The organism is Isoptericola sp. NPDC019571 (assembly GCF_044389385.1).
GTDB lineage: Bacteria > Actinomycetota > Actinomycetes > Actinomycetales > Cellulomonadaceae > Isoptericola > Isoptericola nanjingensis.
In genome coordinates this window covers 601,582-627,782 of record NZ_JBIRXZ010000001.1, presented here as the reverse complement: position 1 = coordinate 627,782, position 26,201 = coordinate 601,582, and the positions used below count along the sequence as shown (strand labels likewise).

Sequence of the window (26,201 nt, the reverse complement as noted above, 5' to 3'; positions counted from 1 at the left end):
GGCCCTCGCCCCGGAGGTCGCCCGGCGGTCAGTCGGTGAAGTCCGTCAGCTCCGGCACGTACGACAACGGGCTCGGAGCGGGACGGCCACCGATGCGCTCGGCGTCGCGGCGGACCGTCTCGGCGTCGTACACGAAGATCTCGTGCGCGACGTCCTCCGGGTCCACCACGTCGTCGTCCGGTTCCCGCACGCTCATGCCTCCAGGGTGCGCCCGCTCTCGGCGCGCGGTCGGGAGGAACGCCGGGCGTGCCGCGACGGGCCGCGCCCCTGTCCCCGCGCGGTGGCCACGCAGCGGTTGCACGACGAGGCCAGGTGCGAGACGGTCGGACGCCGTCCCACCTGGGCACACGGAGCTGGCGTCGAAGTCACGGACGGGGTTGTGCAGTGAACGAGCAATCGGGCAAGGTCGAACAGCGCGGCGCGAGGCGGCACGCGCACGACGCGGCGGACAGGGTCGGGCGCGCGCTCAGGTCGCCCACCGCCGAGGTCGTGCCGCACCCCGCACTGGACTACCCGATCGGGATCGACGAGCATCGGCGCAGCCCGATGGACTGGATCGTCTTCGGGGTCACCGCCGCCGTGGCCGTCGCCTTCCTCGTCTGGGGTTTCGTCGACACCGACGGACTGGCCAGCGCCTCCAGCTCGGCCCTGGGCTGGGTGACCACGAACATGGGCTGGCTCTTCGTGCTGACCGCCAGCCTGTTCGTCGTGTACAGCCTGTGGTTGGCGATCAGCAGGTTCGGCGCCATCCCGCTCGGCGTCGACGGCGAGGCACCCGAGTTCCGCACGGTGTCCTGGGTGGCGATGATGTTCTCCGCCGGGATGGGCATCGGGCTGATCTTCTGGGGCGTCGCCGAGCCGCTCGCCCACTACGTGGACCCGCCGCCGGGCACCGTCGACGCCGGCGACCCCGAGGCCGTCCAGCACGCGATGTCCACCACGATGTTCCACTGGACGCTGCACCCCTGGGCGATCTACGCCGTGGTCGGGCTGGCGATCGCCTACAGCGCCTACCGCAAGGGCCGCAAGCAGCTGATCTCCTCGGTGTTCGAGCCGCTGCTGGGCAGGCACGCGCACGGCCCGGCCGGGAAGGTCATCGACATGCTCGCGATCTTCGCGACGCTGTTCGGCTCGGCCGCCTCGCTCGGGTTGGGTGCGCTGCAGATCAAGAGCGGCCTGCAGGTCGTCGGCTGGGCCGGCGACGTGGGCAACGGCGTCCTGGTCGCGATCATCGCGGTGCTCACGGTCTGCTTCGTGCTCTCGGCGGTCTCGGGCGTCGCCCGCGGCATCCAGTGGCTGTCGAACATCAACATGGTGCTGGCCCTGGCGCTGGCGGTGTTTGTCTTCGTGGTCGGGCCGACGGTGTTCATCCTGAACCTCATCCCGAACTCGATCGGCACCTACTTCCAGGACCTGGCGATGATGGCGGCCCGGACCGGCGCCGACAGCTCCTCCACCCCCGGCGGTGTCTCCACCAGCGACTGGCTCGCGCAGTGGACCGTCTTCTACTGGGCCTGGTGGATCTCCTGGACGCCCTTCGTCGGCATGTTCATCGCCCGGATCTCCCGCGGCCGGACGATCCGCCAGTTCGTCGGCGGCGTCCTCCTGGTGCCGAGCCTGGTCACCATCGTGTGGTTCTGCGTCTTCGGGGGCGCGAGCCTCTTCCTCCAGAAGGGCGGCACCGACATCGCCGGCGCCGGGGAGACGGAGGCGCAGCTGTTCGGGATGCTCGGCGAGTACCCGTGGCAGTCGCTCACCACCGTGGTCGTGATGATCCTGGTCGCGATCTTCTTCGTCTCCGGCGCGGACGCCGCCTCCATCGTCATGGGCACGCTGTCGCAGCGGGGCAGCGCCGAACCGAGCCGTCCCAACGTCGTCTTCTGGGGTGTCGCGACAGGTGCGGTCGCCGCGGTGATGCTGCTCGTGGGCGGGAACGACGCGCTCACCGGCCTCCAGAACCTCACCATCCTGGTCGCCCTGCCGTTCGTGGTCGTGATGGTGCTGCTGATGGTCTCGCTGACCCGGGACCTCAACCAGGACCCGATGATCGTCCGGCAGAAGTACGCCCGGGAGGCCGTCAAGCAGGCGGTCATCGCCGGCGTCACCGAGCACGGGGACGAGTTCGCGATCGCGGTCGAGCCCTCCGACCGGCCGATCACGCCCGAGGGCGTCGAGGTGCCCGACGAGGTCGATCTTCCTGGCGACGTGATGGCCCGCGCGGAGCCCACCGACGGGGTCGACGGCGAACCCGAGGAGCCGCAGCACTGACGCGGGCGGCGCCGGAACCTGCGGGGCGCGCCGACACCGGGCCCCGCACCCGTCCCGGCGGGCTCCGTGGGCAGCTACGCGCGAGCCTCGGCACCGTCGGCGGCCGAACGCAGGATCTGGACGACCCGCGGCACGGCGGTGCCCTGCACCCGCGCGGCGCCGACGACGACACCCCGGGCCCCGGGGTGCGCCGACGTGCCGGACAGCGGCTCCGCCGGCACGCCGGCGCCGCGCAGCGCGGACACCGCCCGCGCCTCGCCGTCGCCGTCGGGCAGCCGCACGACGAGGTGCAGGCCTGCGGCGACGCCCTCGACGGGGAGGTGCGGGGCGTCGCGCGCGAGCGCGTCGAGCAGCAGCCCCCGGCGGCGCTTGTACGTCAGCCTGGCCCGGCGCAGGTGCCGCGCGTACGCGCCGTCGGCGATCAGCCGCGCGAACGCGGCCTGCTCAGGCACCGAGCAGCCGAGGTCGGCGCGGCGCTTCGCGTCGACGAGCGCCTCCCGCACCCCGGCGGGCGCGACGACCCAGCCCAGCCGCAGCGCCGGGGACAGCAGCTTGGACACCGAGCCGAGCAGCGCGACGCGCTCCGGGTCCAGGCCGCGCAGGGCGCCGACGGGTTGCCGGTCGTACCGGAGCTCGGCGTCGTAGTCGTCCTCCAGCAGCAGGCGGCCGCCGTCCTGCGCCCAGGCGACGAGCTCGCGACGCCGGTCGGGCGCCAGGACGACTCCGAGCGGGAACTGGTGTGCGGGCGTCACGACGGCCGCCGCGGCGTCGGGCAGGGCGTCGGTCCGGAGCCCGCGGTCGTCGACGGGCACGGGGACGACCTCCAGGCCCGAGTCGCGCAGCTGTGCGACGACGCCGGGCGACGCGGGGTCCTCGACGACCACCCGTCGGCCGCTGCCTCCTCCCGCGAGCACCTCGCCGAGCAGCGCCAGCCCCTGCGCGACGCCGCTCACGACCACCACGTCCTCGGCCTCGACCGGGGCGGCGCGCGCGGTCCGCAGGTGCGCGGCGAGCGCCTGGCGCAGCCCGAGCAGGCCCTGCGGGTCCGGGTAGCCCAGCTCCGCGTCGGGCAGCTCGCGCATCGCGTCGCGCACGGCGCGCGCCCAGGCCGCGCGGGGGAAGAGCACCGGGTCGGGCGCCCCGACGCTGGCCGGGCGCTCCGCCCCCGGGCCGGGGCCTGCCGGCCCGGCGGCCGCGCCGCGGGGACGCCGGTCGAGGTCGGCGACGACGACGCTCGAGCGGGGCCGGCTCTCGAGCACCCCCTCCCCGACGAGCTCGTCCACCGCCGCCGCGACCGTGCCGCGCGCGACGCCCAGCCCCGCCGCCGCGGTGCGCGACGACGGCAGCGTCGCGCCGGGCTCGAGCCGCCCCGTCGCGACGGCGTCCCGCAGGCCGTCGCGCAACCAGGCACCCACGTCGGTCGGCGGACGCGCGCCGAGCACGAGGAGCAGGTCCTCCGGCTGCAGCCGCCTCATCACGTCACGCTCCTCGTCCGGCCGCACGTCCGCATCCGGCCACCGTCGTCATCCGGCCACCTGTGCCATCTGGACACCTGCGCCACCTGGACACCTGTGCCATCTGGACCAGTGAACCAGCAGCGAACTGGCCCTGCCCGCCGGTCCAGCGCGCTCGTACCGTCGACGCCATGACCACCTCGACGGGCGCCGCGGGCGCCGCCACCGCCGTCACGTCGCCGGGGACGGGCGACCTCGCCGGCGCGTACGCCCGCTGCGCCGCCGCGATGGCACTCGTCGGCGCGTCGTTCACCGCCTCCGCGGCGCTCTCCGACTACCCCCTGGCGGGCGGGCAGGCAGTCCGCTACGGCGTCGCCGCCCTGTGCCTGCTCGCCGTGATGCGGTGGCGACGGGTCGCGCTCGTGCTGCCCCGCCCGCGCCAGGCCGCCCGCCTCGTCGCGCTCGCCGCCACCGGGCTCACCGGGTTCAGCGCGTTCGTCGTCCTCGCCACCCGGCACGCCGAGCCCTCGCTGGTGGGTGCGGTGGTGGGTGCCACGCCCGTCGTCCTGGCCGCGACGCAGGCCGTCCGCGAACGGCGGCTCGCCCCACGGACCCTCGCGGCGGCGGTCGTCGTGACAGCGGGGGTGGCGCTCGTCGAGGGCCTCGGGTCGGCCGACCCGCTCGGGCTGGCTCTCGCGGTCGGGGCGCTCGCGTGCGAGGCGGCGTTCTCGCTGCTCGCCGTGCCGCTGCTGCCGACGCTGGGACCGCTGCGCGTCTCGGCGTACGCCTGCGTCGCGGCGGTCCCGCAGCTCCTGCTGCTCGGCCTGCTCGCGCCCGGGCCGCTGCTCGTCGTGCCCGACGGCGGCGAGCTCGCGGCCCTGGCCTACCTGTCCGTCGTCGTCACCGCGGTCGCCTTCCTGCTCTGGTACACCGGCCTCGCCCGGGTCGGCCCCGCCCGCGCCGGGCTCTTCGCGGGGCTGATGCCCGTCGCGGCCCTCGCGGCCTCCCTCGCGCTCGGTGTCGAGGCTCCGACGGCGCACGGCGTCGCGGGAGCGCTCGTCGTCGCGGCGGGTCTCGTGCTGGGGCTGTCGTCGTCGCGCCGACGAGCCGCGCCGACGAGCCGCGCCGACGAACTAGGGTGACGGCGTGAGCAGCGCACCTCTCCCCCGCACCGTCTCCCACACGTTCGACCCCGCGCGATGGCGCGAGGTCGCCGGGTTCGAGGGCCTCACCGACCTCACCTACCACCGCGGCGTGGCGCGCGACGCCGACGGCGCCGTCGTGCGCGACCTGCCCGTGGTGCGCGTCGCGTTCGACCGCCCCGAGGTGCGCAACGCGTTCCGCCCGCACACCGTCGACGAGCTGTACCGCGTGCTCGACCACGCCCGCATGACCTCCGACGTCGGCACCGTGCTGCTCACCGGCAACGGCCCGTCCCCGAAGGACGGCGGCTGGGCGTTCTGCTCCGGCGGCGACCAGCGCATCCGCGGCCGCTCCGGATACCAGTACACGACCGCCGACGACGGCGGCGGCGAGGAGCACGGCGCGGACGCCGTCGACCCCGCCCGCGCCGGGCGCCTGCACATCCTCGAGGTGCAGCGACTCATCCGCACGATGCCGAAGGTCGTCGTCGCCGTCGTGGACGGCTGGGCCGCGGGAGGCGGGCACTCGCTGCACGTCGTGGCGGACCTGTCGATCGCCTGCCGCCAGCACGGACGGTTCAAGCAGACCGACGCGGACGTCGGCTCGTTCGACGGCGGCTACGGCTCCGCCTACCTCGCGCGCCAGGTGGGGCAGAAGCGCGCCCGGGAGATCTTCTTCCTCGCCCGCGAGTACTCGGCGGACGACGCCGAGCGCTGGGGCGGCGTCAACGAGGTGGCCGAGCACGACGACCTCGAGGGCCTGGCGATCGAGTACGCGCGCACCATCGCGGGCAAGTCCCCCCAGGCGGTCCGGATGCTGAAGTTCGCGTTCAACCTCGCCGACGACGGACTCATGGGCCAGCAGGTCTTCGCCGGGGAGGCCACGCGCCTCGCCTACCTCACCGACGAGGCCGTCGAGGGCCGCGACGCCTTCCTCGAGAAGCGCGACCCCGACTGGTCGCGCTTCCCGTACGCCTTCTGACCCGACGCCTTCTGACCCCGGGTGGCGCGCACGGACGACGCCGGGGCGGCCAGGTTCGCGGTCGATCGCCGGCGCCGCCTCGACCGCTGACCGGCGAGCTCCCCCGGCGATTTCTCACCCGGGTGCGGCGGCGGTGACCACGTCCGGGCCGCCGCCCCGCGGGTAGCCTCCCGTCATGCCGCCGAGGTTCCGTCGCGCCGAGCCGATGACCACCTTCGAGCTCGTGCCGGACGACGAGCGCGAGGACTGGCCCGACGACGCCCCGGACGACCCGGAGCCCGGCGCCGCCCGACGACGGCTGGCTGCCCTGCGCGACCGCGCCGTCACCCGCTGGCGCGCCCTGTCCCGTCGCGGCCGCGTCGTCGTCGCGGCCGGCACCGCCGTCGTCGTGCTCGCCGCCGCCACCGCGGTGGCCGCCCCCGGCCTGCTGGACGCCCGCGCGGAGCGGCTGCGCGCGGAGGCCGTGCAGGCCCTGCCCGGGGCCGTCGGCGACCTGTCCGAGCCGCTGACCGAGACGTGGCAGCTCACGAACGGCAACGGCAGCCTGGCGACGCTGCGCGGCGGCCTCGTGCTCACGACGGAGGGTACGGCCGTGTCGGCGCTCGACGCCGGCACCGGCCGCGAGACGTGGCGGCACGACGTCGGCACCTTCCCGACGTGCGGCCCGCAGCGGGGCTACCAGACCGACCCGGTCCCGCCCGCCGCCGTCGTCGTCTGCGTCAGCGGCGACCCGGACGACCGCACCGTCACGGTGCTCGACGCCGCCGGCACGGTCGTGGGCGAGCGGTCGATCGGCCCCGCCAGGATCGACACGTTCGGCGACGGGGGGCCGGACGGCGCCCCCGTGGTGGTGCCCGCCGCCGCCGGGGCGGTCGCGGTGGTCGACGGCATCACGGACGCCACCGCGCCCTGGCCGGCGGACGACCTGCCCGGCGCGGACACCCTGCGCGAGCTCCGCGCCGACGGCTGGACGGACCCGACGCTGCGCGTGGAGGACGCGCTCACCGGCGAGGTGCGGGGCGAGGCGACCGTCCGGCTCCGGCCGGAGGACCTCGGGGAGTGCGGCATGGTGCAGGACGAGGGCACCGCCGCCGAGCTCATGACGGAACCCCAGGTCGACGCGTCCCCGTCGATGACGGTGCTCTCCGTGTGCGGCGGCGCGGTCCGCCTCACCCCCGACGGCACCGTGCTCGACGCCGGGGCCGACGGCCAGTGGGCGATGCCGCTCCCCGGCGGGCGGCACGTCGTCCCGGGCCAGGACGAGAGCACCGTGCTCGACGGCGACGGCACGGTCGTGGCCACGGTGCCGGGGTGGTCGGTCCCGCCGACGGTGGACGACGCCCCCGGCTCCTCCTACCTCGCGCTGACGGGGGTGGGCGAGGGCCCGTCGGCGCTGCGCCTCGCGTCGTTCGCCCCGGACGGTGCGGAGCGGTGGGTCGCGACGGTCGACGACCTGGGCGGCGTGCTCGCGCGGGTCTCGGGCGTCGTCGTCGTGCAGGACGCCGACGGGTTCGTCGGTCTCGACGCGCGGACCGGCGACGAGGTCTGGGCGCGTGACGACCTGCTGCAGGTCTCGGGCTACGGCTCGGGCGACTGGGTCGCGGGGGCGGTCACCGACGGCACCCGCCTGCTGGTCGGCATCGGTGGCGACGGCGAGCACCACAGGCTGGTCGCCCTCGACCTGCGGGACGGCACGACGGCGTGGGAGCGGCGGAAGCAGGCCGGGTTCCTCGAGTGGCTGATGGCGGTCGACGGCCACGTGGTGGCCTTCGACGGCGTCGTCCACGGCCTGGGCTGACGGCCGCCGGTAGCCTCCGGTCATGCCTCCGAGGTTCCGTCGCCCCGAGCCGATGACCACCTTCGAGCTCGTGCCCGACGACGAGCGCGAGGACGCGCCCGACGGTGCCACGGACGACCGGCCCGAGGAGGGCCGCCGACACCTGGCGGACCTGCGCGACCGGGCCCTCGCCCGCTGGCGCGGCCTGTCCCGGCGAGGCCGCGCCGCCGTCGCGGCCGGTACGGCCGTCGTCGTGGTCGCCGTGGCAGGAGCCGCCGTCGCCCCGGGCCTGCTCGACGCCCGCGCCGAGCGCCTGCGCGCCGAGGCCGTGCAGGGCCTGCCCGGCGTCGTGGACGACCTGTCCGAGCCCCTCGAGGTCGTCTGGTCCTTCCCGGGGGACGTTTCCCTCGCCGCCGTGCTGCCGGACGGGGTGCTCGCCCTCACCGACGGTCACGGCGTCCGGGCCGTCGACGCGGCGACCGGCGACGCCGTGTGGGAGCACCCGTCCGACGGCGCGATGTGCGGGCCCACCCCCTGGACCGCGGTCGACTGGAGCACCCCGGTCGACACCCTGGTCTGCGTCGAGGACTTCTCCCGCGTCACGGTGCTCGACGCCGACGGCACGGTGGTGAGCGAGCGCGAGCTGGACCTCCTCGAGCCCGTCGACGCGCCCGGCGACGGCGACCCCAGCTCCTTCTCCTGGTCCCAGGTGATCCCGGCCGCCGGCGGGACGGTCGCGGTGCTCGACGAGATCGCCTCGGCGACCGAGGTCCCGTGGCGGGAGGACGAGGACGCCGCGAGCCTGCTGCGCACCCTGCGCGACGCGGGCTGGCACGACCCGACGCTGCAGGTCGTCGACGCCCGGACCGGCCAGGAGCGCGCCGAGGTGACGATCCCCCTCACGGCGGAGGCGCTCGAGTCCTGCGGCGTCATGGAGGACGGCCAGGGCGGCCGGACCGTCGCGCCACAGCCCTGGATCGACGCGACGCCGTCGTCGACGACGCTCGCATTGTGCAGCGTCACGCGGGCAGTCACGCCGACGGGCGAGGCGTTCGACGTCGGCGGCGACGACGGCGCGGGGCGCACCCTGGTGCCGCTGACCGGCGGGACGTTCTTGCTGCAGGGCGAGACCAGCGAGGTCCGCGACGCCCACGGCGAGCGGGTGGAGACGATCCACGGCTCCGCCCTCGCCCTGCCCGTCGACACGGAGCCCGACGGCCCGCGGCTCGTCCTCCTCGGCGCCGACGGCAGCGCCCCGTCGCTCGCGGCCCTCGGCGCGGACGGGGATCCCGCCTGGTCGGTGACCGTCGACCCCCTCACGGCGCCGCTCGCCCGGGTCGGGGACACGGTCGTGCTCGCGGACGGCTCGTCGCTCACGGCGCTCGACGCCCGCACCGGCGCGCAGCGATGGCGGGTGACAGACCTGCTCGACGGCGGCTTCGAGGACGGCGAGACGATCGCGGGTGCCGTCACCGACGGCACCCGGCTGCTGCTCGCGATCACCCCCGCCTCGTGGAGCGACGACGGTGCGGGCACCCCGCACCGCCTGGTCGCGCTCGACCTGCGGGACGGCAGCACCGCGTGGGAGCGCGCCGGCACCGGGGTGCTCTGGGGGCTGTTCTCCGCCGGCGGCGGCCCCGTCGCCGTCGGGAACGCCGTCTCCGGGCTCGGACGCCCCTGAGCCCGGACGTCCTACGCGCCGGTCAGGAGGCCTTCCAGGTCCCGCCGTCCTTGGGGACGAGCTCGATCCACGTGCTGCCGGGGTCGAGCTCGACGGGCTCGCCGTCGCGGGTCAGCTCGACCGGGGACTTCTGGTCCTTCTTCGACCACTGCACGGACACCGTCCTGCCGGCGGACGCCAGCACCCCCTTGCCCTTCCCGATCAGCTCGGTCTGGGGGACGGGGGCCCCGGCCGGGTCCTTGTACTTCGTGTCCACCACGTCCACGGACAGCGCGAGCACGTTGGTGGCCTCGTGCCGCTTCCCCGACGACGACACCGACTCGCTCGAGCCCTCGCTGCGCAGCCACTTCTTGTCCTCCCCGGACCAGTCCCAGACGCTGCGCTGCGCCGGGCTGAGGGTCACGTCGAGAGTGGCCGCCTTCGTGCCGTCGGCCGCTGCGGTTCCGTCGCCCGCCTTGCCCGCGTACCGGAACTGGGCGGGCGGCGGCACGGTGCGCTCGTCGTCGGCCTGGTCGAGGAAGGCCTTCGGGTCCCCGACGACGTTGTGCGGCGCGGCGCGACCCGGGTCGCGGGAGAAGCCCGCGTCGCCGCGGTCCATGATGACCGACTGGGTGCCGGACTTCTCCACCGCCGCGATGAACGGCGCCTGACCGCCCGAGTAGGCGAGGATGCCGCCGAGCGGGGCGACGACGTCGGGGTCCATGGGCCGCACCGAGCGCACGGGCTCCACCGCCTTCGGGACCCGCGAGTGGTACACGGCGACGAACCGCGTGATGCCGCCCTCGACGACCTCCTCCCACACGAGGTCGGCGTCCTCGAGTCCGGTCTGCGGGCGCGCCTCCGGCGCGTTCTCGATCTTCACCGCGAGCGCCGGCCGGGCCGCCACGTCGTCCGACCGCACCCCGGTGAGCGGCCAGGCCGACGGCATCGTGGGCGACGGTGGGGCGCCCTTGTCGGCGGTGCTGCCCGGCGTCACGGTCGGCGTCGGAGACCCGCCGGACGAGCACGCCGCCAGCGCCAGGACGGCGGCGACCGTCAGCGCTGCGGCACGCCGGGTGCGGGACGGGCGGGGCGTGGCGGTCATGCGGGTCCTCCCGGGGTCACGGGCCGTGCGCGCGGTCACACGCCCTCACCGTAGGCCGGGAACGCCCCGATCCGGCGTCAACGCACCCGCCACGACCCGGTGCCGCGCGGCACGAGCTCGATCCAGAGGTTGCCCGGGTCGAGGCGGACGGGATCGCCGCCGCGGGTCTTCAGCATCAGCTTCTTGCCCGTCGACTTCTTCGACCAGGTCACGCTGAGCGCCTTGCCGCGGGTGAGGAGCACGCCCTTCCCGCGGCCCACCATCTGCGTCTCGGGCACCGGGGCGCCGCTCGGGTCGCGGTACTTCGTGTTCTTCATGGTCACGGACAGGAGCAGCACGTTCCGGGCCCGCAGCTGGCTCCCGGAGGAGATCGAGGGGGCCGAGCCGTCGAAGCGGGCGTACGTCTTCGTCTTCGACGTCCATCGCCACACGGTGCGCTGCGCCGGGGAGAGCCGGACGTCGGCGACGCGCCCCTTGCGGTCGTTCGTCGCGGCGGTCCCCTGCCCGACCTTGGCGGCGTAGTTGAACTGCGCGGGCGGCGGGGTCGCGCGGCTCTTGTTCGCCTGCTTCGCGAACGCGTTCACCGAGCCGTACACGTTGTGCGGGGCGGCCCGGTCGCCGCTGCGCCGGAAGCCGGGGTCGCCGCTGTCCATCGTCACGGACTGCACCTTGGCGCGGCCGACGGCGCGGATGAACGGCGGCTGCCCACCCGAGTAGGCGAGGATGCCGCGCATCGGGGCGACGATGGCCGGGTCCATGGGGCGCACGGACCGGACGGGCCCGACGGTGCCGGGTAGCTTCGAGTGGTAGACGGCGACGTACCGGCTGATGCCGCCCTCGACCACCTGCTCCCAGACGATGTCCGCCTGCTGCAGCCCGGACTGCGGCCGCGCCGCGGTCGAGTTCTCGATCTTCACCGCGACGGCCGGCCGGGCGGGGACCTTCTTCGTCCCGGTCAGCCTGCCGTTGAGCGGCCAGACGACGGGCTTCGGCTTCGGCTTCGGCTGGGGCTTCACCGGGTCGGGCGGTGCCGCCTTCGGCACGGAGACGTCCGGCGCGGCGGTGACGGTGGGCGGCGCGGCGGGCTCGCCGACGCCGCAGGCGGCCGTGGCCAGCAGGGCGAGCGCGACGAGCGCGCCGACGGCCCCGGTCCGGGCGCCGCGGGGCGCGCCCGCAGGCTTCGTGGGCATCCTCGGCGTCCTCCTCGACGTGCGTGCGGCCCGGGGGCTCCCGGGCCGGGACCGTGCCACCCTACGGCAGGCCCGTCACGGCCCGGACGGGCCCCGGACCGACCCGGACCGACCCGGACCGACCCGGACCTACGCTGGTGCGGTGCCCCTCGCGTCCCTGCCCCCGTCCGTCGACGCGCTCCGCGACGCCGTGCGCGCCGCGCTCGACGACGGCCCCGCCGTCGTCCCGCTGCCCCGCACGACGACGGCCCCCGTGGCGCCGGGCACGGCGCTGGTGGTGCGCACGTCCGGCTCGACGGGGACGCCGCGCGAGGTCGCGCTGCCGGCCGACGCGCTGCGTGCGTCCGCGGCGGCCACGCACGAGCGGCTCGGCGGCCCTGGTCGGTGGGTGCTGACGCTGCCGCCCACGCACGTCGCCGGCCTGCAGGTGGTGGTGCGGTCGGTGCTCGCGGGCACGCCGCTGACGGCCGCGCGGCCGGACGCGCGGTTCACGCCCGACGGCCTGGCCGGCCTGCTCGCGCCGGTCCTCGACGCCGGCGACGACCCGGTGTACGTGTCGCTGGTCCCCACCCAGGTGCACCGCCTGCTCGCCGCCGCCCAGGACGGCGCGCCCCGTGGGCTGGCGGCGCTCGCCCGCTGCGCGGCGGTGCTGCTGGGCGGCGCGGCGTCCCCGCCCGCCCTGCTCTCGCGCGCCGCCGAGGCGGGGGTGCGCGTCGTGACGACCTACGGCATGTCCGAGACCGCCGGCGGCTGCGTGTACGACGGCGCGCCCCTGCGCGACGTCCGGGTCCGCGTCGTCCCTCCCGACCTGTCAGGGGAGGTGGGGGTCGTCGAGCTGGGCGGGCCCACGCTCGCGGCCGGGTACCTGGGCGACGCCGCCGCCACGGCCGCGGCGTTCCGCACCGACGGCGACGGGTCGCGCTGGTTTCGCACGTCCGACCTCGGCCGTCTCGCCCCCGACGGCACGCTGGAGGTGCTCGGCCGGGCGGACGACGTCGTCGTCACCGGCGGCGTCAACGTCGCCCCGGCGCCCGTCGAGGCGCTGGTCGGTGAGCTGCTCGGCGGCGAGGCGTGCGTCGTCGGCGTGCCCGACGCCGAGTGGGGGCAGGTGCTCGTGGCCGTGGTCGCGACCCTGGCCTCGTCGGGCGGGCCGCGGATCGCGCCCGTCGATGACGACGCGCTGGCGCGGGTCCGGTCCTCGGTGGCGACTAGGCTGGGTGCGCCGTCCGCGCCCCGCCGCGTGTACGCCGCGGCCGCGCTCCCGCTGCGCGGCCCCGGCAAGGTGGACCGCAGCGGCGTCGTCGCCCTCGTCCGCGAGCACGAGGCGCACGCCTGACCTGCTCGCGCACGCGACGCCCCGGCGCCGCACCGACGGACGGAGAACCATGGCCACGACGAGCGAGTGGATCGCCGGAGCACGCCCCCGCACCCTGCCGGCCGCGGCCGCGCCGGTGCTGATCGGGTCGGGTGCCGCGGCGGACGTCGACGCCTTCGCGTGGCTGCCCGCCGTCCTCGCGCTCGGCGTCGCGCTCGCCCTGCAGGTGGGCGTCAACTACGCCAACGACTACTCGGACGGCGTCCGGGGCACCGACGTGGACCGCGTGGGCCCGCTGCGCCTCACGGCGTCCGGCATCGCCCCGCCCCGCCGCGTCAAGGGCGCCGCGTTCGCGTCGTTCGGCGTCGCCGGGGTGCTCGGCCTGGCGCTGTGCGCCGTCAGCGGGCACTGGTGGCTGCTCGCGGTGGGCGTGCTGTGCGTGCTGGCCGCCTGGTACTACACGGGCGGCAAGCACCCGTACGGCTACGCGGGGCTCGGCGAGGTGGGCGTGTTCGTGTTCTTCGGGCTCGTCGCGACGCTCGGCACCACGTACACCCAGGCGGACACCCTCACCTGGCCGTCCGTGCTCGGCGCCGTCGGCGTCGGCATGATCGCGTGCGGCCTGCTCATGGTGAACAACGTGCGCGACATCCCGACCGACGTCGTCGCGGGCAAGCGGACCCTCGCCGTCCGCCTCGGCGACCACCGCGCCCGGCGCTGGTACGCCGCCTGCATCCTGCTGCCCGTGGTGCTGGGCATGGTGTGCGCGGCCTGGTCGCCGTGGGCGCTGCTCGTCACGGTGCTGCTGCTGCCCGCCGCGCTGCTCGTCGCCCCGGTGATCGCGGGGGCGCGCGGGCCGCTGCTCGTCAAGGTGCTCGCCGGCACCGGGATGTTCGAGCTCGCCTACGGCGTGCTGCTGGCCCTCGGCCTGGCGCTCTGACGCCTGCTCGCCCGCCGGCTCAACCGGCCGTGGGGTGCTCCCGGTCCACGACGGAGTCCTCGTAGTCGGAGTCGACGTCGTGCTTGTCGGAGCCGTCCTTGCGCCGCTGCTCCTTCTCCGCCAGCCAGCGCGCGGCGGCGTCCCGCGGCTTGCTCAGGGCGAGGTACGAGACGGCGAACGCCACGACGGCGGCGACCAGGACGAGGAGCCAGCTGCGCAGGCCGAGCAGGTAGCCGGCGCCGAGGCCGGCGACGAACAGCAGGATCCGCCAGACGGTGTACATGACGAGGGGCACGGTTCCAGGGTAGGCGCGATTCCTGAGCATCCCGACGCCGAACTAGGCTGGAGGCATGTTCGCGCGTGTGATCCTGCCCCTCCTCGTGGTGGGGCTCGCCCTGTACGCCCTTCTCGACCTGTTCGGCTCCGAGGAGGACGAGCGCGGCGGGCTCCCCCGCTGGTTGTGGGCGGTGATCATCGTGCTGCTGCCGATCTTCGGCGCCGTCGCGTGGATCGTCGTCAAGCAGTCCGCGCGCCGGGCGTCCGGCGGCCGCGGGCCGTCGTCCCGCCCCCGGCGGCCCGGCCCCTCCGGCCCGCGCCGCCCGTCCGGCCCCGTGGCGCCCGACGACGACCCCGAGTTCCTGTGGCGCCTGGAGCAGGAGAAGCGCCGCCGTGAGCGCGGCGAGTCCTAGTGCCGAGATAGAGAGGCTCCCCGCCGAGATAGAGAGGGGAGCCTCTCTATCTCGGCGGGGAGCCTCTCTATCTCGGCGGGGAGCCTCTCTATCTCGGCGGGGAGCCTCTCTATCTCGGCGGGGAGCCTCTCTATCTCGGCAGGGTTCAGGCGCCGCCGGTGGTGTCGGTGTTGAGGCCCGAGTACGAGTGCTTGCCGTTGAAGATCAGGTTCACGCCGGTGAAGTTGAACAGCACGCACAGGTAGCCGACGATGACGAACCAGGCGGCGCGGCGGCCGTCCCAGCCGCGGGTCGTGCGGGCGTGCAGGTACGCCGCGTACACGACCCAGATGACGAAGCTCCAGACCTCCTTGGGGTCCCAGCCCCAGTAGCGGCCCCAGGCGTGCTCGGCCCAGATGGCGCCGCCGATGATGGTGAAGGTCCACAGCACGAAGCCGACGGCGTTGAGGCGGAAGGACAGGGCCTCCAGCGACGTCGGGGTGGGCACGCGGTCGAGCCAGCGGAAGCCGGGGCGCTGCAGGTACGGGGACCCGGAGTCGCGGCTGTCGCGCACGAGCTGCAGCACCGAGGCCACGAACGCGACGGTGAAGATGCCGGTGGCGCTGATCGCGACGCCCACGTGGATGACCAGCCAGTAGTTCTGCAGGGCCGGCTGCACGCCCGTCGCCGCCACGTAGAAGACGTTCAGGCCGAGCACCAGGAACAGCACGGACAGGCCGGTGACGAACGCGCCGAGGAACTTGAAGTCCTTGCGCACGTTCATGCCGAGGAACACGGCGAGCGCCATGAACGACCCCACCAGCGTGAACTCGTACATGTTCGCCCAGGGGGTGCGGCCCGCGGCGAGCCCGCGCAGCACGATGGCCGCGAGGAGCAGGGCGGTGCCCAGCCAGGTGGTCGACATCGCGATGCCCGCGGCGCGACGGCGCGCGGGGGCGGACGCGCCGTCCCTGGCGCCGGGCACCGTGCTCGCAGGCGCGAGCGTGGGCCGGGACGCGGCCCCCACCGCGACGGGCGTGCGCGCCTCGGCGTGGGCCTCGGCCCGCGCCTCCGTGCGCCGGCCCAGGTCGATCGCGAACGCGACGAGCGCGATCGTGAGCGCCGTGGCGGCGCCCCAGACGAGCAGCACGCTCAGCTCGGCGATCTGCATGGTCAGTCCTCCGTGGCGGTTCTCTGGTGGTCGTCGGGATCGTCGGCGTGGCCCGGCACCGCTGCCAGGGCCTTGTCGACCTCGCGCTGCAGGCCGGCGTCGTCCCCGCGCGCGAGCCCGGCGAGCTCGACGTGCGTGACGGCCCTGCCGTCGTCGTCCGTGGTCTCCCATGATCGCACCCACACGCGGCGGCGCGGCGTGAACAGCGAGACCGCGAGGCCGGCGAGGGCCAGCAGGGAGAAGGTCAGCACCCAGGCGAGGGACGGGTCGTACCGCAGGTCGAGGGCGACGTAGCGGGGCACGTCCTGCCCCAGGGTGACGGTGCCGAGGCCGTCGGGCAGCTCGACCGTCTCCCCCGGCTTCACGAGCAGCTTGATCGTCTCGCCGTCCTCGTCCACCGACGGCGTCAGGGACGCGGTGTCGAGGCGGTACACGTTCTGCGGCACGCCGTCGTCCAGGCCCAGGTCGCCGCGGTACACCTCGAGCACCATGAGCGGGTTCTGCGGCTGCGGGAAGACGGAGCGGGCCGACCCGTCCTGGTCGACGACGGCGGTGGGCAGGAAGTAGCCGACCAGGCCGATCTGCTCCTGGCCCTCCGACACGTCCGGCACCTTCACGACGCCGCGCGACGTGTACATGGTGTCCTCGGGCAGGAACGGGACGCGGCCGGAGAACGCCATCTCGCCGGCGCCGTCCTTGACGGTGATCTCCGGGGCGAAGCCGTTGCCCTGTAGGTAGATCTTGGCGCCGTCGACCGTCAGCGGGGAGTTGACCTTGATCTGGTCGGAGTGCTGGCCGCCGTCCGGCTCGGTGACCGTCACGTGTGCGGTGAAGTCGCGCGCCTGCGCGAACGCCACGGTGTCGGAGGCGAACTCGGAGTCGAACGAGTCGAGCGTCATCGAGAACGGCGACAGCGACGCCGGCCGGAACCAGGCGCCCTTGTCGAAGGTGTCGTAGTCCACGACGGCGTTCGCGAAGCCGCGGCCCTCCGTGACGATCGCCTGGCCGCGGTAGTGCATCAGCTGGCCGAGGGCGACCGACACCAGGAGGCCCAGCAGGGCGAGGTGGAACACGAGGTTGCCGGTCTCGCGCAGGTAGCCGCGCTCCGCCGCCACCGTGCGGGTGGCCGGGCGGCCGAGCCGCGGCTCCTCCGACCCGACGTCGACGCGGAACGTGGGCAGGCGACGCAGCGGGCCGCGCAGGTGGCCGGCCACGGCCTCGACGACCTCGTCGGGCGACGCCGTCGTGCTGGTCTCGGCGGTGGCAGGGAAGCGGCCGAACCGCACCGGCGTCCGGGGCGGCCGGTTCCGCAGGTTGCGGGCGTGCGCGAGCGTGCGCGGCACGATGCAGCCCACGAGGGAGACGAACAGCAGGATGTAGATGGCCGAGAACCAGACCGAGCTGTAGACCTCGAAGAAGCCGAACCGGTCCAGCCACTCCCCCAGCGTGGGGTGGTCGCCGAGGTACTCGAGCACTGCGGCGGCGTCCTGGCCGCGCTGCGGCAGCACCGAGCCGGGGACGGCCGCGACGGCGAGCAGCATGAGCAGCATGAGCGCCACGCGCATGCTCGTGAGCTGGCGCCACGTCCAGCGCAGCATGCCGCGCCAGCCCAGCGTGGGCAGGCTCGGGCCGGCGGGCCTGGCAGGCCCCTCGGCCGGGGACGAGGGCCCGGCGTCGGCGCGGCCCTCGACGAACGCGTCGTTGATGCCCTCCGGTCGGTACGTCGCCTTCTCGCTCATCACACCACCGTCACGAATCCGCCGATCCAGCCCTGGAGCTGGCTGGTCCACGTGGACCACAGCCCCGTGACCAGCGCCAGGCCGACCAGCACCAGCAGGGCGCCGCCCGCGCGCTGGATGCCCAGGCGGTGCCGGCGCAGGAAACCGAGCATGCGCTGCGAGGACTGCAGCCCGAGCGCCACGAGCAGGAACGGCACGCCCAGCCCGACGCAGTACGCGACGCCGAGCACCAGGCCGCGGCCGGCCGACGCCTGGTCGAGCGCCAGCGTCTGCACGGCCGCGAGCGTCGGGCCGATGCAAGGGGTCCAGCCGAGGCCGAACACGACGCCCAGCAGCGGCGCGCCCCACAGGCCCGCCCGGGGGCTCAGGTGCATGCGCCGCTCGCGCTGCAGGAACGGCACGGCGCCGAGGAAGGCGAGGCCCATGAGGATCACGACGACCCCGAGCACCCGCATGATCGTGCCCTCCCACTGCACCAGGTAGGAGCCGATGGCACCCGCCGCGGCCATGAACGCCACGAACACCGCGGTGAAGCCGAGGACGAAGAGGGCCACGCCGGCGACGACGCGGCGGCGGGCCGGGTCCTGGGGCACCCCGGGCCGCCCCTTCGCGCCCGTGCCGGCCGACGCGGCGGCCATGCCGCTGACGTACCCGACGTAGCCGGGCACCAGCGGCAGCACGCACGGCGAGGCGAACGACACGAGGCCGGCGATCAGCGCCACGGGCAGCGCCAGCAGCATCGAGCCGCTGAACACCGTGGTCGCGAACGTCTCGCCCATCAGGCGCCCTTCGCGCCGTCGCCCGACTCGGCGAGCACCTCGTCGACGATCGCGTCGAGCGTCGACGCCTCGGCCTGGCCGATGACGCGGGCCGCGACGCGACCCTCGGCGTCGAGCACGACGGTCGACGGCACGGCCTGCAGCGGCACGACGCCGGACAGCCTCGCCACGACCTGTCCGCTGCGGTCCTCGATCGACGGGTAGGGCACGTCGAAGGTGCGCTGGAACGAGGTGGCGGCGCCGGCCTCGTCCTCCGTGTTGATGCCGAGCACCTGCACGCCGTCGGCCTCGCGCTCGTTGGCCAGGGCGACGAGGTCGGGGGCCTCGGCGCGGCACGGCGCGCACCCGGCGTACCAGGTGTTGACCACGACGACGTCGCCGAGCCAGTCGGCGGTGCTCACCTCGTCGCCCTCGAACGACGTGCCCTCGACGGTCACGGGGTCCTCGCGGTCGCCCGCGTCCCACTGCTTCACGGAGCCGTCGCCGGAGACGAAGCCCTGCCCGACGACGTCGCCGGCGCCCGAGTCCTGGGCGCCGCACGCGGCGAGCAGGCCGAGGCCGAGGACGGCGCCGACGGCGGCGGAGGCGCGCCGGAGCACGCGCGATCGGACGGTGCGCATCATGCCCCCGGCACGGGGTCGGCGCCGGCGAGCAGGTCGGCGGCGGGCTCGGTGTAGTGCAGGCCCACGAACGTCTCGCCGTCGAACGTCAGCGACGTCATCGACGCGAGGGCGCACTGACGACGGCGCGGGTCGTGCGCCAGGGAGCCGCCCTCGTACGACCGGCGCGTGACCCACACCGGGAGCTGATGGCTGACCAGCACGACCTCGTGGCCCTCGTAGGCGCGACGCGCGTCGTCCACGGCGGCACGCATCCGGGTCACCTGGTCCGCGTACGGCTCGCCCCACGACGGGCGCAGCGGGTTCCACAGGTAGCGCCAGTACTTCGGGTTGGCGAGCTGCCCCGGGTTCTTCCCGATCGTCGTGCCCTCGAAGTGGTTCCCCGCCTCGACGAGCCGGTGGTCGGTGGCGAGCGTCAGGCCGAAGGCCTCGGCCGTGGGCGTCGCGGTCTCCTGCGCACGTTGCAGCGGGGAGGCGACGACGGCGACGACGTCGCGGCCCGCGCCGGACAGGTGCTGCGCCACGCGGCGCGCCATCGCCTGGCCGCGGTCGGACAGGCGGTAGCCGGGGATGCGCCCGTAGAGGACGCCGTCCGGGTTGTGGACCTCGCCGTGCCGTACGAGATGGACGGTGGTGGTGGCCATGGGTCCCAGTGTCCCAGAACTCCGGGGTACCCAGGTCCCGTCCAGCCAAGCGTGACGGCGCTCACGTCAGGGTGCCGCCGGCCCCCTGGCCGCGTCCGCCACCTTCGCCATGGCGCGGCCCAGGGTCGCGAACTCCTCGGGGGTGAGGGCATCCACCAGCAGGCGACGGACGGCGGTGACGTGGCCGGGTGCGGCATCGACGAGCGCCGCGTACCCGGCGTCGGTCATGACGCAGTTCACGCCGCGACGGTCGCCCGGCACCGGCGTGCGGACCACGAGCCCGCGCCGCTCCATGCGGTCGACCGTGTGCGTCAGGCGGCTGCGCGACAGCGCGAGGAAGTCCGCGAGCGCCGACATCCGGAGCGTCCGTCCCGGCGCCTCGGAGAGCTGCACCAGCAGGTGGTACTCGCCGAGCGTGACGGGCAGCCCTTGGTCATGGGCGTCCCCGAGCGCCTCGAAGAAGCGGGACGTCCCCTCGAGGAACCGTCGCCATGCCCACTGCTGCTCCACGTCGAGCCAGCGCACGTCCGCCCGGCCCTCGTCGTCGCGCTCCCGCGCACTCGTCGCACCCACGGGAATAGGTTACGAGAGCGCCGCGTTCCACCCCTCGTGACGATAGTTGATTCATCAACTATCTTGGTGAACGTCAGCACGACCCAACCCGAGGGAGACACCATGACCGCGCTGCCCGCAGGCCTGACCGCCGGTACCTACGCCATCGACACCGCCCACTCGACCGCCTCGTTCTCCGTGCGCCACGCCGGGATCGCCAAGGTGCGCGGCACGATCGCCATCGCGTCCGGCGCGATCACCGTGGGTGACGACCTCGAGTCCACGGCCGTCACCGCGGAGCTCGACGCCGCGTCGGTCAACACGGGCGACGAGAACCGCGACGGCCACCTGAAGAGCGCCGACTTCTGGCACGCCGAGGAGAAGCCGGTCTGGTCCTTCGCGTCCAAGGACATCTCCACCGACGGTGACGACTACACGATCACCGGCGACCTCACGATCAACGGCGTCACCAACTCGGTCGAGCTGCCGACCGAGTTCACCGGCACCGCCACCGACCCCTTCGGCAACCCGCGCGCGGGCTTCGAGTCCGAGATCGAGATCTCGCGCAAGGACTACGGCCTGACCTGGAACGCCGCGCTCGAGACCGGCGGCGTCCTCGTGGGCGACAAGGTCAAGATCGCCCTCGACGTCTCGGGGTGCCGTTGGTGGCTGCCCGGGCCGCGGCGTGGAACGCGAGGATCTGCAGCTCGCCGGCCACGTCCACCGAGCGCACGACGACGTCGTCGGGCAGCTGCAGCGCCACCGGCGCGAAGGACAGGATCTCCCGCACCCCGCACGCCACGATCCGCTCGGCGATGGCCTGCGCCACCGGCCCGGGGGTCGCCAGCACCACCATCGACACGCCGGTGCGCGCGAGCACGTCCTCCAGCGCGTCGACGTGCTCGATCGTCAGCCCGGCCGCGGAGTTCCCGACCACCTGAGGGTCGGCGTCCAGCAGCGCCACCACCTGGAACCCGCGGGCCGCGTAGCCCGAGTAGTTCGCCAGGGCGTGGCCCAGGTTGCCGATGCCGACGATCGCCAGCCGGTGCTCGGACCCGAGCCCCAGCGCCGTCGCGATGTACTGCGCCAGCGACTGCACGTCGTAGCCCACGCCGCGCGTGCCGAACGACCCGAGGTAGGACAGGTCCTTGCGCAGCTGCGCCGACCCCACCCCCGACCGCTCCGCCAGCTCCGACGACGACGTCGTCGTCACACCGCCCTCCGCCAGGTCGCGCAGGGCGCGCAGGTAGTAGGGCAGCCTCGCCACCGTCGCGGCCGGCACCGTCGCCTCACCGAGCTCGATCACTGCTGGATCACCCTGTCGTCCTCTCCCGGGCTCAGCGGGCCAGCCGGCGCGCCAGCCGCGCGCCGTCCACCCGCCAGAAGCCCTGCTGCACGCCGTCCACCTCGACGACGGGCACGTAGTCCCCGTACTTGCCCACCAGGTCCCCGCCGGGGCCGTCGACGTCGATGTCGACCTCCCGGAAGGTCTCGCCCGCGGCCCCGCACACGTCCGCGACCACCGCCCGAGCCTCCTCGCACAGGTGGCAGCCGGCACGCGTGTACAGGAGCACCCGGGGTTCGCCTTCGGATCCCTGCGGCATGCTCACCTGCCAAGACTAGCGGCGCCGATACAGTGGGCCGCATGCCGTCGCCTGCCGAGTCGTCCCCGCCGGCGCGCGCCGCAGCCTTCTTCGACGTCGACAACACCATCATCCGGGGCGCCAGCGCCTTCCACCTGGCGCGCGCCCTGTACCAGCGCCGGTTCTTCGGCACCCGCGACCTGCTGCGGTTCGCGCTGATCCAGGCGAAGTACCTGGTGTTCGGCGAGTCCCGCTCCCAGATCGAGACCGTGCGCAGCCGCGCCCTGTCGCTCATCGCCGGGCGCTCGGTGGCGGAGATCACGGCCGTGGGCGAGGACGTGTACGACACCGTGCTCGAGCTGCGCATCTTCCCGGGCACCAAGCGGCTGCTCGACGAGCACCTCGCCGCCGGCGACGAGGTGTGGCTCGTGACCGCCACGCCGGTCGAGATCGGCGGGCTCATCGCGCGCCGACTCGGCGCCACGGGGTGCCTCGGCACGATCGCCGAGCACTCCGGGGGTTTCTACACCGGCCGCCTCATCGGTGACCTCATGCACGGGGAGGCCAAGGGCGCCGCCGTCCGCGAGCTCGCCGAGCGCGAGGGCATCGACCTGTCCGCCTCCTACGCGTACGGCGACTCCCTCAACGACCTGCCGATGATGCGCACCGTCGGGCACCCCTGCCCCATCAACCCCGACGCCCGCCTGCGCCGGCACGCCAAGGAGGTCGGCTGGCCCATCCGCGAGTTCCGCGGCCGCGGACGGCGCGTGGCCGGGCGCGGGATGAAGACGGCGTCGTGGGCCGGCGCCGCCTGGGTCGCCGGCCTCGTGCTCCGCAGCATCCGGCGGCGGCTGCAGGGCCGCTGACCGCCCTGCGCGCCGGCCGGGAACAGCGAACGGGCCCGGCACCTCCGTGGAGGTGCCGGGCCCGTTCGCGCACGCTGTCCGCCGTCAGGCGGACGGCGTCACTTCTTGTTGCGACGCTGGTGACGCGTCTTCCGCAGCAGCTTGCGGTGCTTCTTCTTCGCCATGCGCTTGCGGCGCTTCTTGATGACGGAGCCCATGAGGTCCTCACAATGCTTGTCGGTCGGTGGAACACGGTTGGTCCCAGGAGCCCTGTCTCCAGGAGCAGCCGACCAACGCGGAAAAGTCCGTCCCCCAGGGTACCCGATGCCCGGCGCCCTCCCGACCGGCGCCCGTCCGACCGGCGCCGTGACGTCAGTCGCGGTACGGGTCGAGGCCCCACACGGGGAACACGTGCCGGCGGGTGGCGAGGACCGCGCGGTCGACGTCGTCGGCCGGGTCGTAGCCGTCCGACCAGGGCCGCCACTCGACGTCGCCGCTGCCCAGGCGCTCGGCCGGGTCCAGCCCGGACAGCTCCTCCACCTCCCGCCGCCAGGACTCCGGCAGCTCGATGCCGATCGCCAGGGGCGCGTGCGCCGCCTCCGCCACCAGGCTCGCCCACACCAGCGGCACCACGTCGACCACCGCGTACCCGCCGCCGCCGAGGGCGACCCAGCGGCCGTCGGCCAGCTCGTGCGCGAGCTCGTGCACCCAGCGCGCGGCGGTCCGCTGCGCGCCCACGCCCACGTTCAGGTCGGTGAGCGGGTCGTTGCCGTGCGCGTCGCAGCCGTGCTGCGACACGATCACCTGCGGGCGGAACTCGCGCACCACCGCGGGCACGACGGCGTCCACCGCGCGCAGCCAGTGCGCGCCGTCGGTGCGCGGCGGCAGCGCCACGTTCACCGCGGTGCCCTGCGCCGCCGTCCCGCCCGTGTCGCCGGCGTTCCCGCTGCCCGGGAAGAGCGTGTGCCCGTCCTGGTGCACGGAGACGGTGAGCACCCGCGGGTCGTCCCAGAAGATCGCCTCGACGCCGTCGCCGTGATGGGCGTCCAGGTCGACGTACGCGACCCGCTCGGCCCCGAGGTCGAGCAGGCGCTGCACGGCCGCCGCGGCGTCGTTGTAGATGCAGAAGCCGGACGCCGCGCCGCGCTGGGCGTGGTGCATGCCGCCCGCGATGTTCACGCCGTGGGCCACGTGCCCCGACCAGACCGACTCCGCCGCGTCCACCGACGCCGCCACGAGGCGCGCCGCGGCCTCGTGCATCGCCGGGAACACCGGGTCGTCCTCGGTGCCGAGACCGCGCGCCGGGTCGGCGGTGCCGTCGGCGGCCGCGCGACGCACCGCCGCGACGTAGGCGGCGTCGTGCACCGTCTCGATGAGCGCGTCGGGGGCGGGCTCGACGTCCGCGAGCTCCAGCGTGGGCTCGTCGAGCAGACCGAGCTCCGCCACGAGCCGCATCGTGAGGTCGAGGCGGGCGGGCGCCATGGGGTGCCCGGGGCCGAAGTCGTAACGCAGGAGCTCGGGGCTCCACAGCAGCCGGGCGACGCGCATCCCGTCACGGTAGCCGACGCCGTGGCAGGCTGTGCCCAGCGACTGAGGGGCGGAAGGGGACAGGGTGCCGGGGAGCTGGGGCGGTCGCGCGCTCGCGCTGCGCGGATGGGCCAACCGCGCAGCCCGCGAGTACCCCGCCCGGCTCGCGATGACGGTCTTCGCGGCCGTCATCACCGTCATCTGGCTGCTGCTCCTCACCCCCTGGGCGACGGCGTCCGGCCGCGGCGCCTCCGTCGTCGACGCCCTCTTCACGGCGACGTCGGCCGTCTGCGTCACGGGACTCGTCGTGCAGGACACCGCGACCTACTGGTCGGAGTTCGGGCACGTCGTCATCCTCGTGGGCATCAAGGTGGGCGGCCTGGGCGTGATGACGCTCGCCTCGCTGCTGGGCCTCGCCGTCTCGCGGCGGCTCGGCCTCACGCAGAAGCTCCTCACCGCCTCCGAGACGAAGACGGAACGGCTCGGCGAGGTCGGCGCCCTCCTGCAGACGATCATCGTCACCGCCACGAGCATCGAGCTGGCCCTCTCGCTGCTGCTGTTCCCCCGGTTCCTCGTCCTCGGCGACGACGCCGGGACGGCCGCGTGGCACGCCCTGTTCTACGGCATCTCGTCGTTCAACAACGCCGGCTTCGTGCCCACCCCGGACGGCCTGCTCCCCTTCGCGTCGGACTGGTTCGTGCTGGTGCCGATCGCGCTGGGCGTGTTCATCGGCTCGCTCGGCTTCCCCGTCATCCTCAACGTGATCACCAACCGTCGGCGCAAGCACAAGCACTGGGTGCGGGCCCTGTCGCTGCACACCAAGCTCACCGTGACCACGAGCCTCGCGCTCCTCGTGTCCGGGGCGGTCCTCATCGGCGCGCTGGAGTGGAACAACCCCGCCACCTTCGGCGAGCAGAGCTTCTCCACCAAGATCCTGTCGTCGGTCTTCGCGTCGGTGATGCCGCGGTCGGCCGGGTTCAGCTCCGTGCCCGTGCACGAGATGACCCAGGAGACCTGGCTGCTCACGGACGCCCTGATGTTCGTGGGCGGCGGCTCGGCGTCGACCGCGGGCGGCATCAAGGTCACGACGTTCGCCGTCATGCTGCTCGCGATCGTCGCCGAGGCACGCGGCGACGCCGACACCGAGGTGTTCGGCCGGCGCATCCCCCGCGACACCCTGCGGCTGTCCATCGCGGTGGTCTTCGTGGGCGCCACCGCCGTGCTCGTGTCGTGCCTCGCGCTGCTGCGCATGACCGACCTGCGGCTCTCCGAGGCGCTGTTCGAGGTGATCTCCGCCTACGCCACGGTGGGCCTGTCCACCGGCGTCACCGCGTCCCTGCCCGACGGCGCGAAGTACCTGCTCGCGGGTCTCATGTTCGTCGGGCGAGTGGGCGTCATCTCGCTGCTCGGCGCACTGGCCCTGCGCGACCGGCGACGCATCGTACGCTTCCCCGAGGAACGCCCGATCATCGGGTGACCCGTACCGACGACCCGGCCGGCGACCCGGCCGACAGAGGAGAACCGTGGCGGACAAGAAGGCACCCGCGCGCGACGCGGGCGTGCTCGTGATCGGCCTGGGCCGCTTCGGCTCCTCGCTCGCGACGGTGCTGGACCGCCTCGGTCAGGACGTGCTCGCCGTCGAGCGCGACGAGAAGCTCGTCGCGCAGTGGTCCGGTCGTCTGCCCCTGGTCGAGGCGGACGCCTCGGAGTCGGAGGCCCTGGTCCAGCTCGGCGCCAAGGACTTCGGCGTCGCCGTGGTCGGCGTCGGCACGGAGCTCGAGGCGTCGGTGCTCATCACCGCCAACCTGGTGGACCTCGGCACGCCGCAGATCTGGGCCAAGGCGATCTCCGCGGAGCACGGCCGCATCCTCACCCGCATCGGCGCGCACCACGTCGTCTACCCCGAGGCCGACGCCGGCTCCCGCGTGGCGCACCTCGTGAGCGGCAAGATGCTCGACTACATCGAGGTGGAGGACGGCTTCACCATCGTCAAGATGCGGCCGCCGAAGGAGATGCAGGGCTTCACGCTCGCCCAGTCGGACATCCGCAAGCGGTACGGCGTCACCGTCATCGGCGTGAAGTCGCCCGGCGTGGAGTTCCAGTACGCGACGCCCGAGACGCGCGTGAGCGCGAACGACCTGCTCGTCTGCTCCGGCCACGCCGATCTGCTGGAGCGGTTCTCCGCGCGGCCCTGACCCGGGCCGGTGTTCGGCGACCGTTCACGAGGACGCCACCGCCCG

At 74.5% G+C, this 26,201-nt stretch carries 26 protein-coding genes and 1 pseudogene; 12 read left to right on the top strand and 15 right to left on the bottom strand.

Going from position 1 to position 26,201, the window contains the following annotated elements; all coding sequences use genetic code 11:
• Positions 1–28 precede the first annotated feature (28 nt).
• Entirely contained in the window at positions 29–196 is a 168-nt protein-coding gene (locus ACH443_RS02870) for a hypothetical protein (RefSeq protein ID WP_429764943.1), read from the bottom strand.
• A gap of 350 nt (positions 197–546) precedes the next feature.
• Between ACH443_RS02870 and ACH443_RS02865 the strand changes: the two genes are divergently transcribed.
• Entirely contained in the window at positions 547–2,268 is a 1,722-nt protein-coding gene (locus ACH443_RS02865) for a BCCT family transporter (RefSeq protein ID WP_430589457.1), read from the top strand.
• A gap of 74 nt (positions 2,269–2,342) precedes the next feature.
• On the opposite strand, the gene ACH443_RS02860 is transcribed toward ACH443_RS02865, so the two are convergent.
• Complete coding sequence (locus ACH443_RS02860; protein ID WP_430589416.1) at positions 2,343–3,743, bottom strand: PLP-dependent aminotransferase family protein; 1,401 nt, start codon at positions 3,741–3,743, stop codon at positions 2,343–2,345.
• 170 nt (positions 3,744–3,913) lie between these two features.
• On the opposite strand from ACH443_RS02860, the gene ACH443_RS02855 reads away from it, so the two are divergent.
• From ACH443_RS02855 to ACH443_RS02840, 4 genes are all read left to right on the top strand, one after another.
• Positions 3,914–4,864: a DMT family transporter gene (locus ACH443_RS02855; protein ID WP_430589415.1), complete on the top strand. Its 951-nt coding sequence runs from the start codon at positions 3,914–3,916 to the stop codon at positions 4,862–4,864.
• Positions 4,865–4,868: 4 nt separating this feature from the next.
• A complete protein-coding gene (locus tag ACH443_RS02850) occupies positions 4,869–5,846 on the top strand; it encodes a 1,4-dihydroxy-2-naphthoyl-CoA synthase (RefSeq protein WP_429764948.1) in 978 nt (325 codons plus the stop codon).
• Between the two features lie 175 nt (positions 5,847–6,021).
• Positions 6,022–7,644: a PQQ-binding-like beta-propeller repeat protein gene (locus ACH443_RS02845; RefSeq protein ID WP_430557944.1), complete on the top strand. Its 1,623-nt coding sequence runs from the start codon at positions 6,022–6,024 to the stop codon at positions 7,642–7,644.
• A gap of 22 nt (positions 7,645–7,666) precedes the next feature.
• Complete coding sequence (locus ACH443_RS02840) at positions 7,667–9,304, top strand: PQQ-binding-like beta-propeller repeat protein (RefSeq protein ID WP_430589414.1); 1,638 nt, start codon at positions 7,667–7,669, stop codon at positions 9,302–9,304.
• 22 nt (positions 9,305–9,326) lie between these two features.
• Here the strand turns inward: ACH443_RS02840 and ACH443_RS02835 are convergent, their stop codons facing one another.
• Positions 9,327–10,388, bottom strand: a complete 1,062-nt coding sequence (locus ACH443_RS02835; RefSeq protein ID WP_430589413.1) for a DUF3048 domain-containing protein — start codon at positions 10,386–10,388, stop codon at positions 9,327–9,329.
• A gap of 77 nt (positions 10,389–10,465) precedes the next feature.
• Entirely contained in the window at positions 10,466–11,578 is a 1,113-nt protein-coding gene (locus tag ACH443_RS02830; RefSeq protein ID WP_429764952.1) for a DUF3048 domain-containing protein, read from the bottom strand.
• Between the two features lie 142 nt (positions 11,579–11,720).
• Between ACH443_RS02830 and ACH443_RS02825 the strand changes: the two genes are divergently transcribed.
• Together ACH443_RS02825 and ACH443_RS02820 are read left to right on the top strand one after the other, a co-directional pair.
• Complete coding sequence (locus ACH443_RS02825) at positions 11,721–12,914, top strand: AMP-binding protein (RefSeq protein WP_430589412.1); 1,194 nt, start codon at positions 11,721–11,723, stop codon at positions 12,912–12,914.
• 49 nt (positions 12,915–12,963) lie between these two features.
• A complete protein-coding gene (locus ACH443_RS02820; RefSeq protein ID WP_429764954.1) occupies positions 12,964–13,833 on the top strand; it encodes a 1,4-dihydroxy-2-naphthoate polyprenyltransferase in 870 nt (289 codons plus the stop codon).
• 19 nt (positions 13,834–13,852) lie between these two features.
• On the opposite strand, the gene ACH443_RS02815 is transcribed toward ACH443_RS02820, so the two are convergent.
• Positions 13,853–14,128: a DUF4229 domain-containing protein gene (locus tag ACH443_RS02815; protein WP_430589411.1), complete on the bottom strand. Its 276-nt coding sequence runs from the start codon at positions 14,126–14,128 to the stop codon at positions 13,853–13,855.
• A gap of 55 nt (positions 14,129–14,183) precedes the next feature.
• Between ACH443_RS02815 and ACH443_RS02810 the strand changes: the two genes are divergently transcribed.
• Positions 14,184–14,522: a PLD nuclease N-terminal domain-containing protein gene (locus ACH443_RS02810; protein ID WP_429764957.1), complete on the top strand. Its 339-nt coding sequence runs from the start codon at positions 14,184–14,186 to the stop codon at positions 14,520–14,522.
• Between the two features lie 145 nt (positions 14,523–14,667).
• Here ACH443_RS02810 and ccsB read toward each other — a convergent pair whose 3' ends face one another.
• The 6 genes from ccsB to ACH443_RS02780 all read right to left on the bottom strand — a co-directional run bounded on the left by ccsB (position 14,668) and on the right by ACH443_RS02780 (position 20,027).
• Positions 14,668–15,672, bottom strand: a complete 1,005-nt coding sequence (gene ccsB / locus ACH443_RS02805) for a c-type cytochrome biogenesis protein CcsB (protein WP_429764958.1) — start codon at positions 15,670–15,672, stop codon at positions 14,668–14,670.
• Between the two features lie 2 nt (positions 15,673–15,674).
• Positions 15,675–17,411 carry a cytochrome c biogenesis protein ResB gene (locus ACH443_RS02800; RefSeq protein WP_429764959.1) on the bottom strand — a complete coding sequence of 579 codons (1,737 nt, stop codon included), beginning with the start codon at positions 17,409–17,411 and terminating at the stop codon, positions 15,675–15,677.
• A complete protein-coding gene (locus ACH443_RS02795) occupies positions 17,411–18,190 on the bottom strand; it encodes a cytochrome c biogenesis CcdA family protein (protein ID WP_430553414.1) in 780 nt (259 codons plus the stop codon). Before ACH443_RS02795 ends, ACH443_RS02800 begins: the two co-directional genes overlap by 1 nt.
• Positions 18,190–18,810 carry a TlpA family protein disulfide reductase gene (locus ACH443_RS02790; protein WP_429764963.1) on the bottom strand — a complete coding sequence of 207 codons (621 nt, stop codon included), beginning with the start codon at positions 18,808–18,810 and terminating at the stop codon, positions 18,190–18,192. The genes ACH443_RS02795 and ACH443_RS02790 overlap by 1 nt, the downstream gene beginning before the upstream one ends.
• Positions 18,810–19,454, bottom strand: a complete 645-nt coding sequence (locus ACH443_RS02785; RefSeq protein ID WP_429764964.1) for a histidine phosphatase family protein — start codon at positions 19,452–19,454, stop codon at positions 18,810–18,812. The genes ACH443_RS02790 and ACH443_RS02785 overlap by 1 nt, the downstream gene beginning before the upstream one ends.
• A gap of 66 nt (positions 19,455–19,520) precedes the next feature.
• Complete coding sequence (locus ACH443_RS02780) at positions 19,521–20,027, bottom strand: MarR family winged helix-turn-helix transcriptional regulator (RefSeq protein WP_429764965.1); 507 nt, start codon at positions 20,025–20,027, stop codon at positions 19,521–19,523.
• A gap of 102 nt (positions 20,028–20,129) precedes the next feature.
• On the opposite strand from ACH443_RS02780, the pseudogene ACH443_RS02775 reads away from it, so the two are divergent.
• Positions 20,130–20,669: pseudogene (locus tag ACH443_RS02775) on the top strand (YceI family protein); the annotation flags it as partial.
• Here ACH443_RS02775 and ACH443_RS02770 read toward each other — a convergent pair.
• Both ACH443_RS02770 and ACH443_RS02765 read right to left on the bottom strand, forming a co-directional pair.
• Positions 20,638–21,312, bottom strand: coding sequence for a redox-sensing transcriptional repressor Rex (locus ACH443_RS02770; RefSeq protein ID WP_430589410.1), 675 nt, complete (start codon positions 21,310–21,312; stop codon positions 20,638–20,640). The pseudogene ACH443_RS02775 and the gene ACH443_RS02770 overlap by 32 nt on opposite strands.
• Before the next feature lie 31 nt (positions 21,313–21,343).
• Complete coding sequence (locus ACH443_RS02765; RefSeq protein WP_430589456.1) at positions 21,344–21,610, bottom strand: glutaredoxin family protein; 267 nt, start codon at positions 21,608–21,610, stop codon at positions 21,344–21,346.
• Positions 21,611–21,651: 41 nt separating this feature from the next.
• Here ACH443_RS02765 and ACH443_RS02760 point away from each other — a divergent pair, with 41 nt between their 5' ends.
• Positions 21,652–22,455 carry an HAD family hydrolase gene (locus tag ACH443_RS02760; RefSeq protein WP_430589409.1) on the top strand — a complete coding sequence of 268 codons (804 nt, stop codon included), beginning with the start codon at positions 21,652–21,654 and terminating at the stop codon, positions 22,453–22,455.
• A gap of 98 nt (positions 22,456–22,553) precedes the next feature.
• Here ACH443_RS02760 and ACH443_RS02755 read toward each other — a convergent pair whose 3' ends face one another.
• Positions 22,554–22,652 carry a 30S ribosomal protein bS22 gene (locus tag ACH443_RS02755; RefSeq protein WP_003792170.1) on the bottom strand — a complete coding sequence of 33 codons (99 nt, stop codon included), beginning with the start codon at positions 22,650–22,652 and terminating at the stop codon, positions 22,554–22,556.
• Between the two features lie 154 nt (positions 22,653–22,806).
• Complete coding sequence (locus tag ACH443_RS02750) at positions 22,807–23,982, bottom strand: acetoin utilization protein AcuC (RefSeq protein ID WP_429764970.1); 1,176 nt, start codon at positions 23,980–23,982, stop codon at positions 22,807–22,809.
• Between the two features lie 64 nt (positions 23,983–24,046).
• Here ACH443_RS02750 and ACH443_RS02745 point away from each other — a divergent pair, with 64 nt between their 5' ends.
• Positions 24,047–25,438: a TrkH family potassium uptake protein gene (locus ACH443_RS02745; RefSeq protein ID WP_430589408.1), complete on the top strand. Its 1,392-nt coding sequence runs from the start codon at positions 24,047–24,049 to the stop codon at positions 25,436–25,438.
• A 46-nt stretch (positions 25,439–25,484) separates the two neighbouring features.
• Positions 25,485–26,156: a potassium channel family protein gene (locus ACH443_RS02740; RefSeq protein ID WP_429764974.1), complete on the top strand. Its 672-nt coding sequence runs from the start codon at positions 25,485–25,487 to the stop codon at positions 26,154–26,156.
• Positions 26,157–26,201 lie beyond the last annotated feature (45 nt).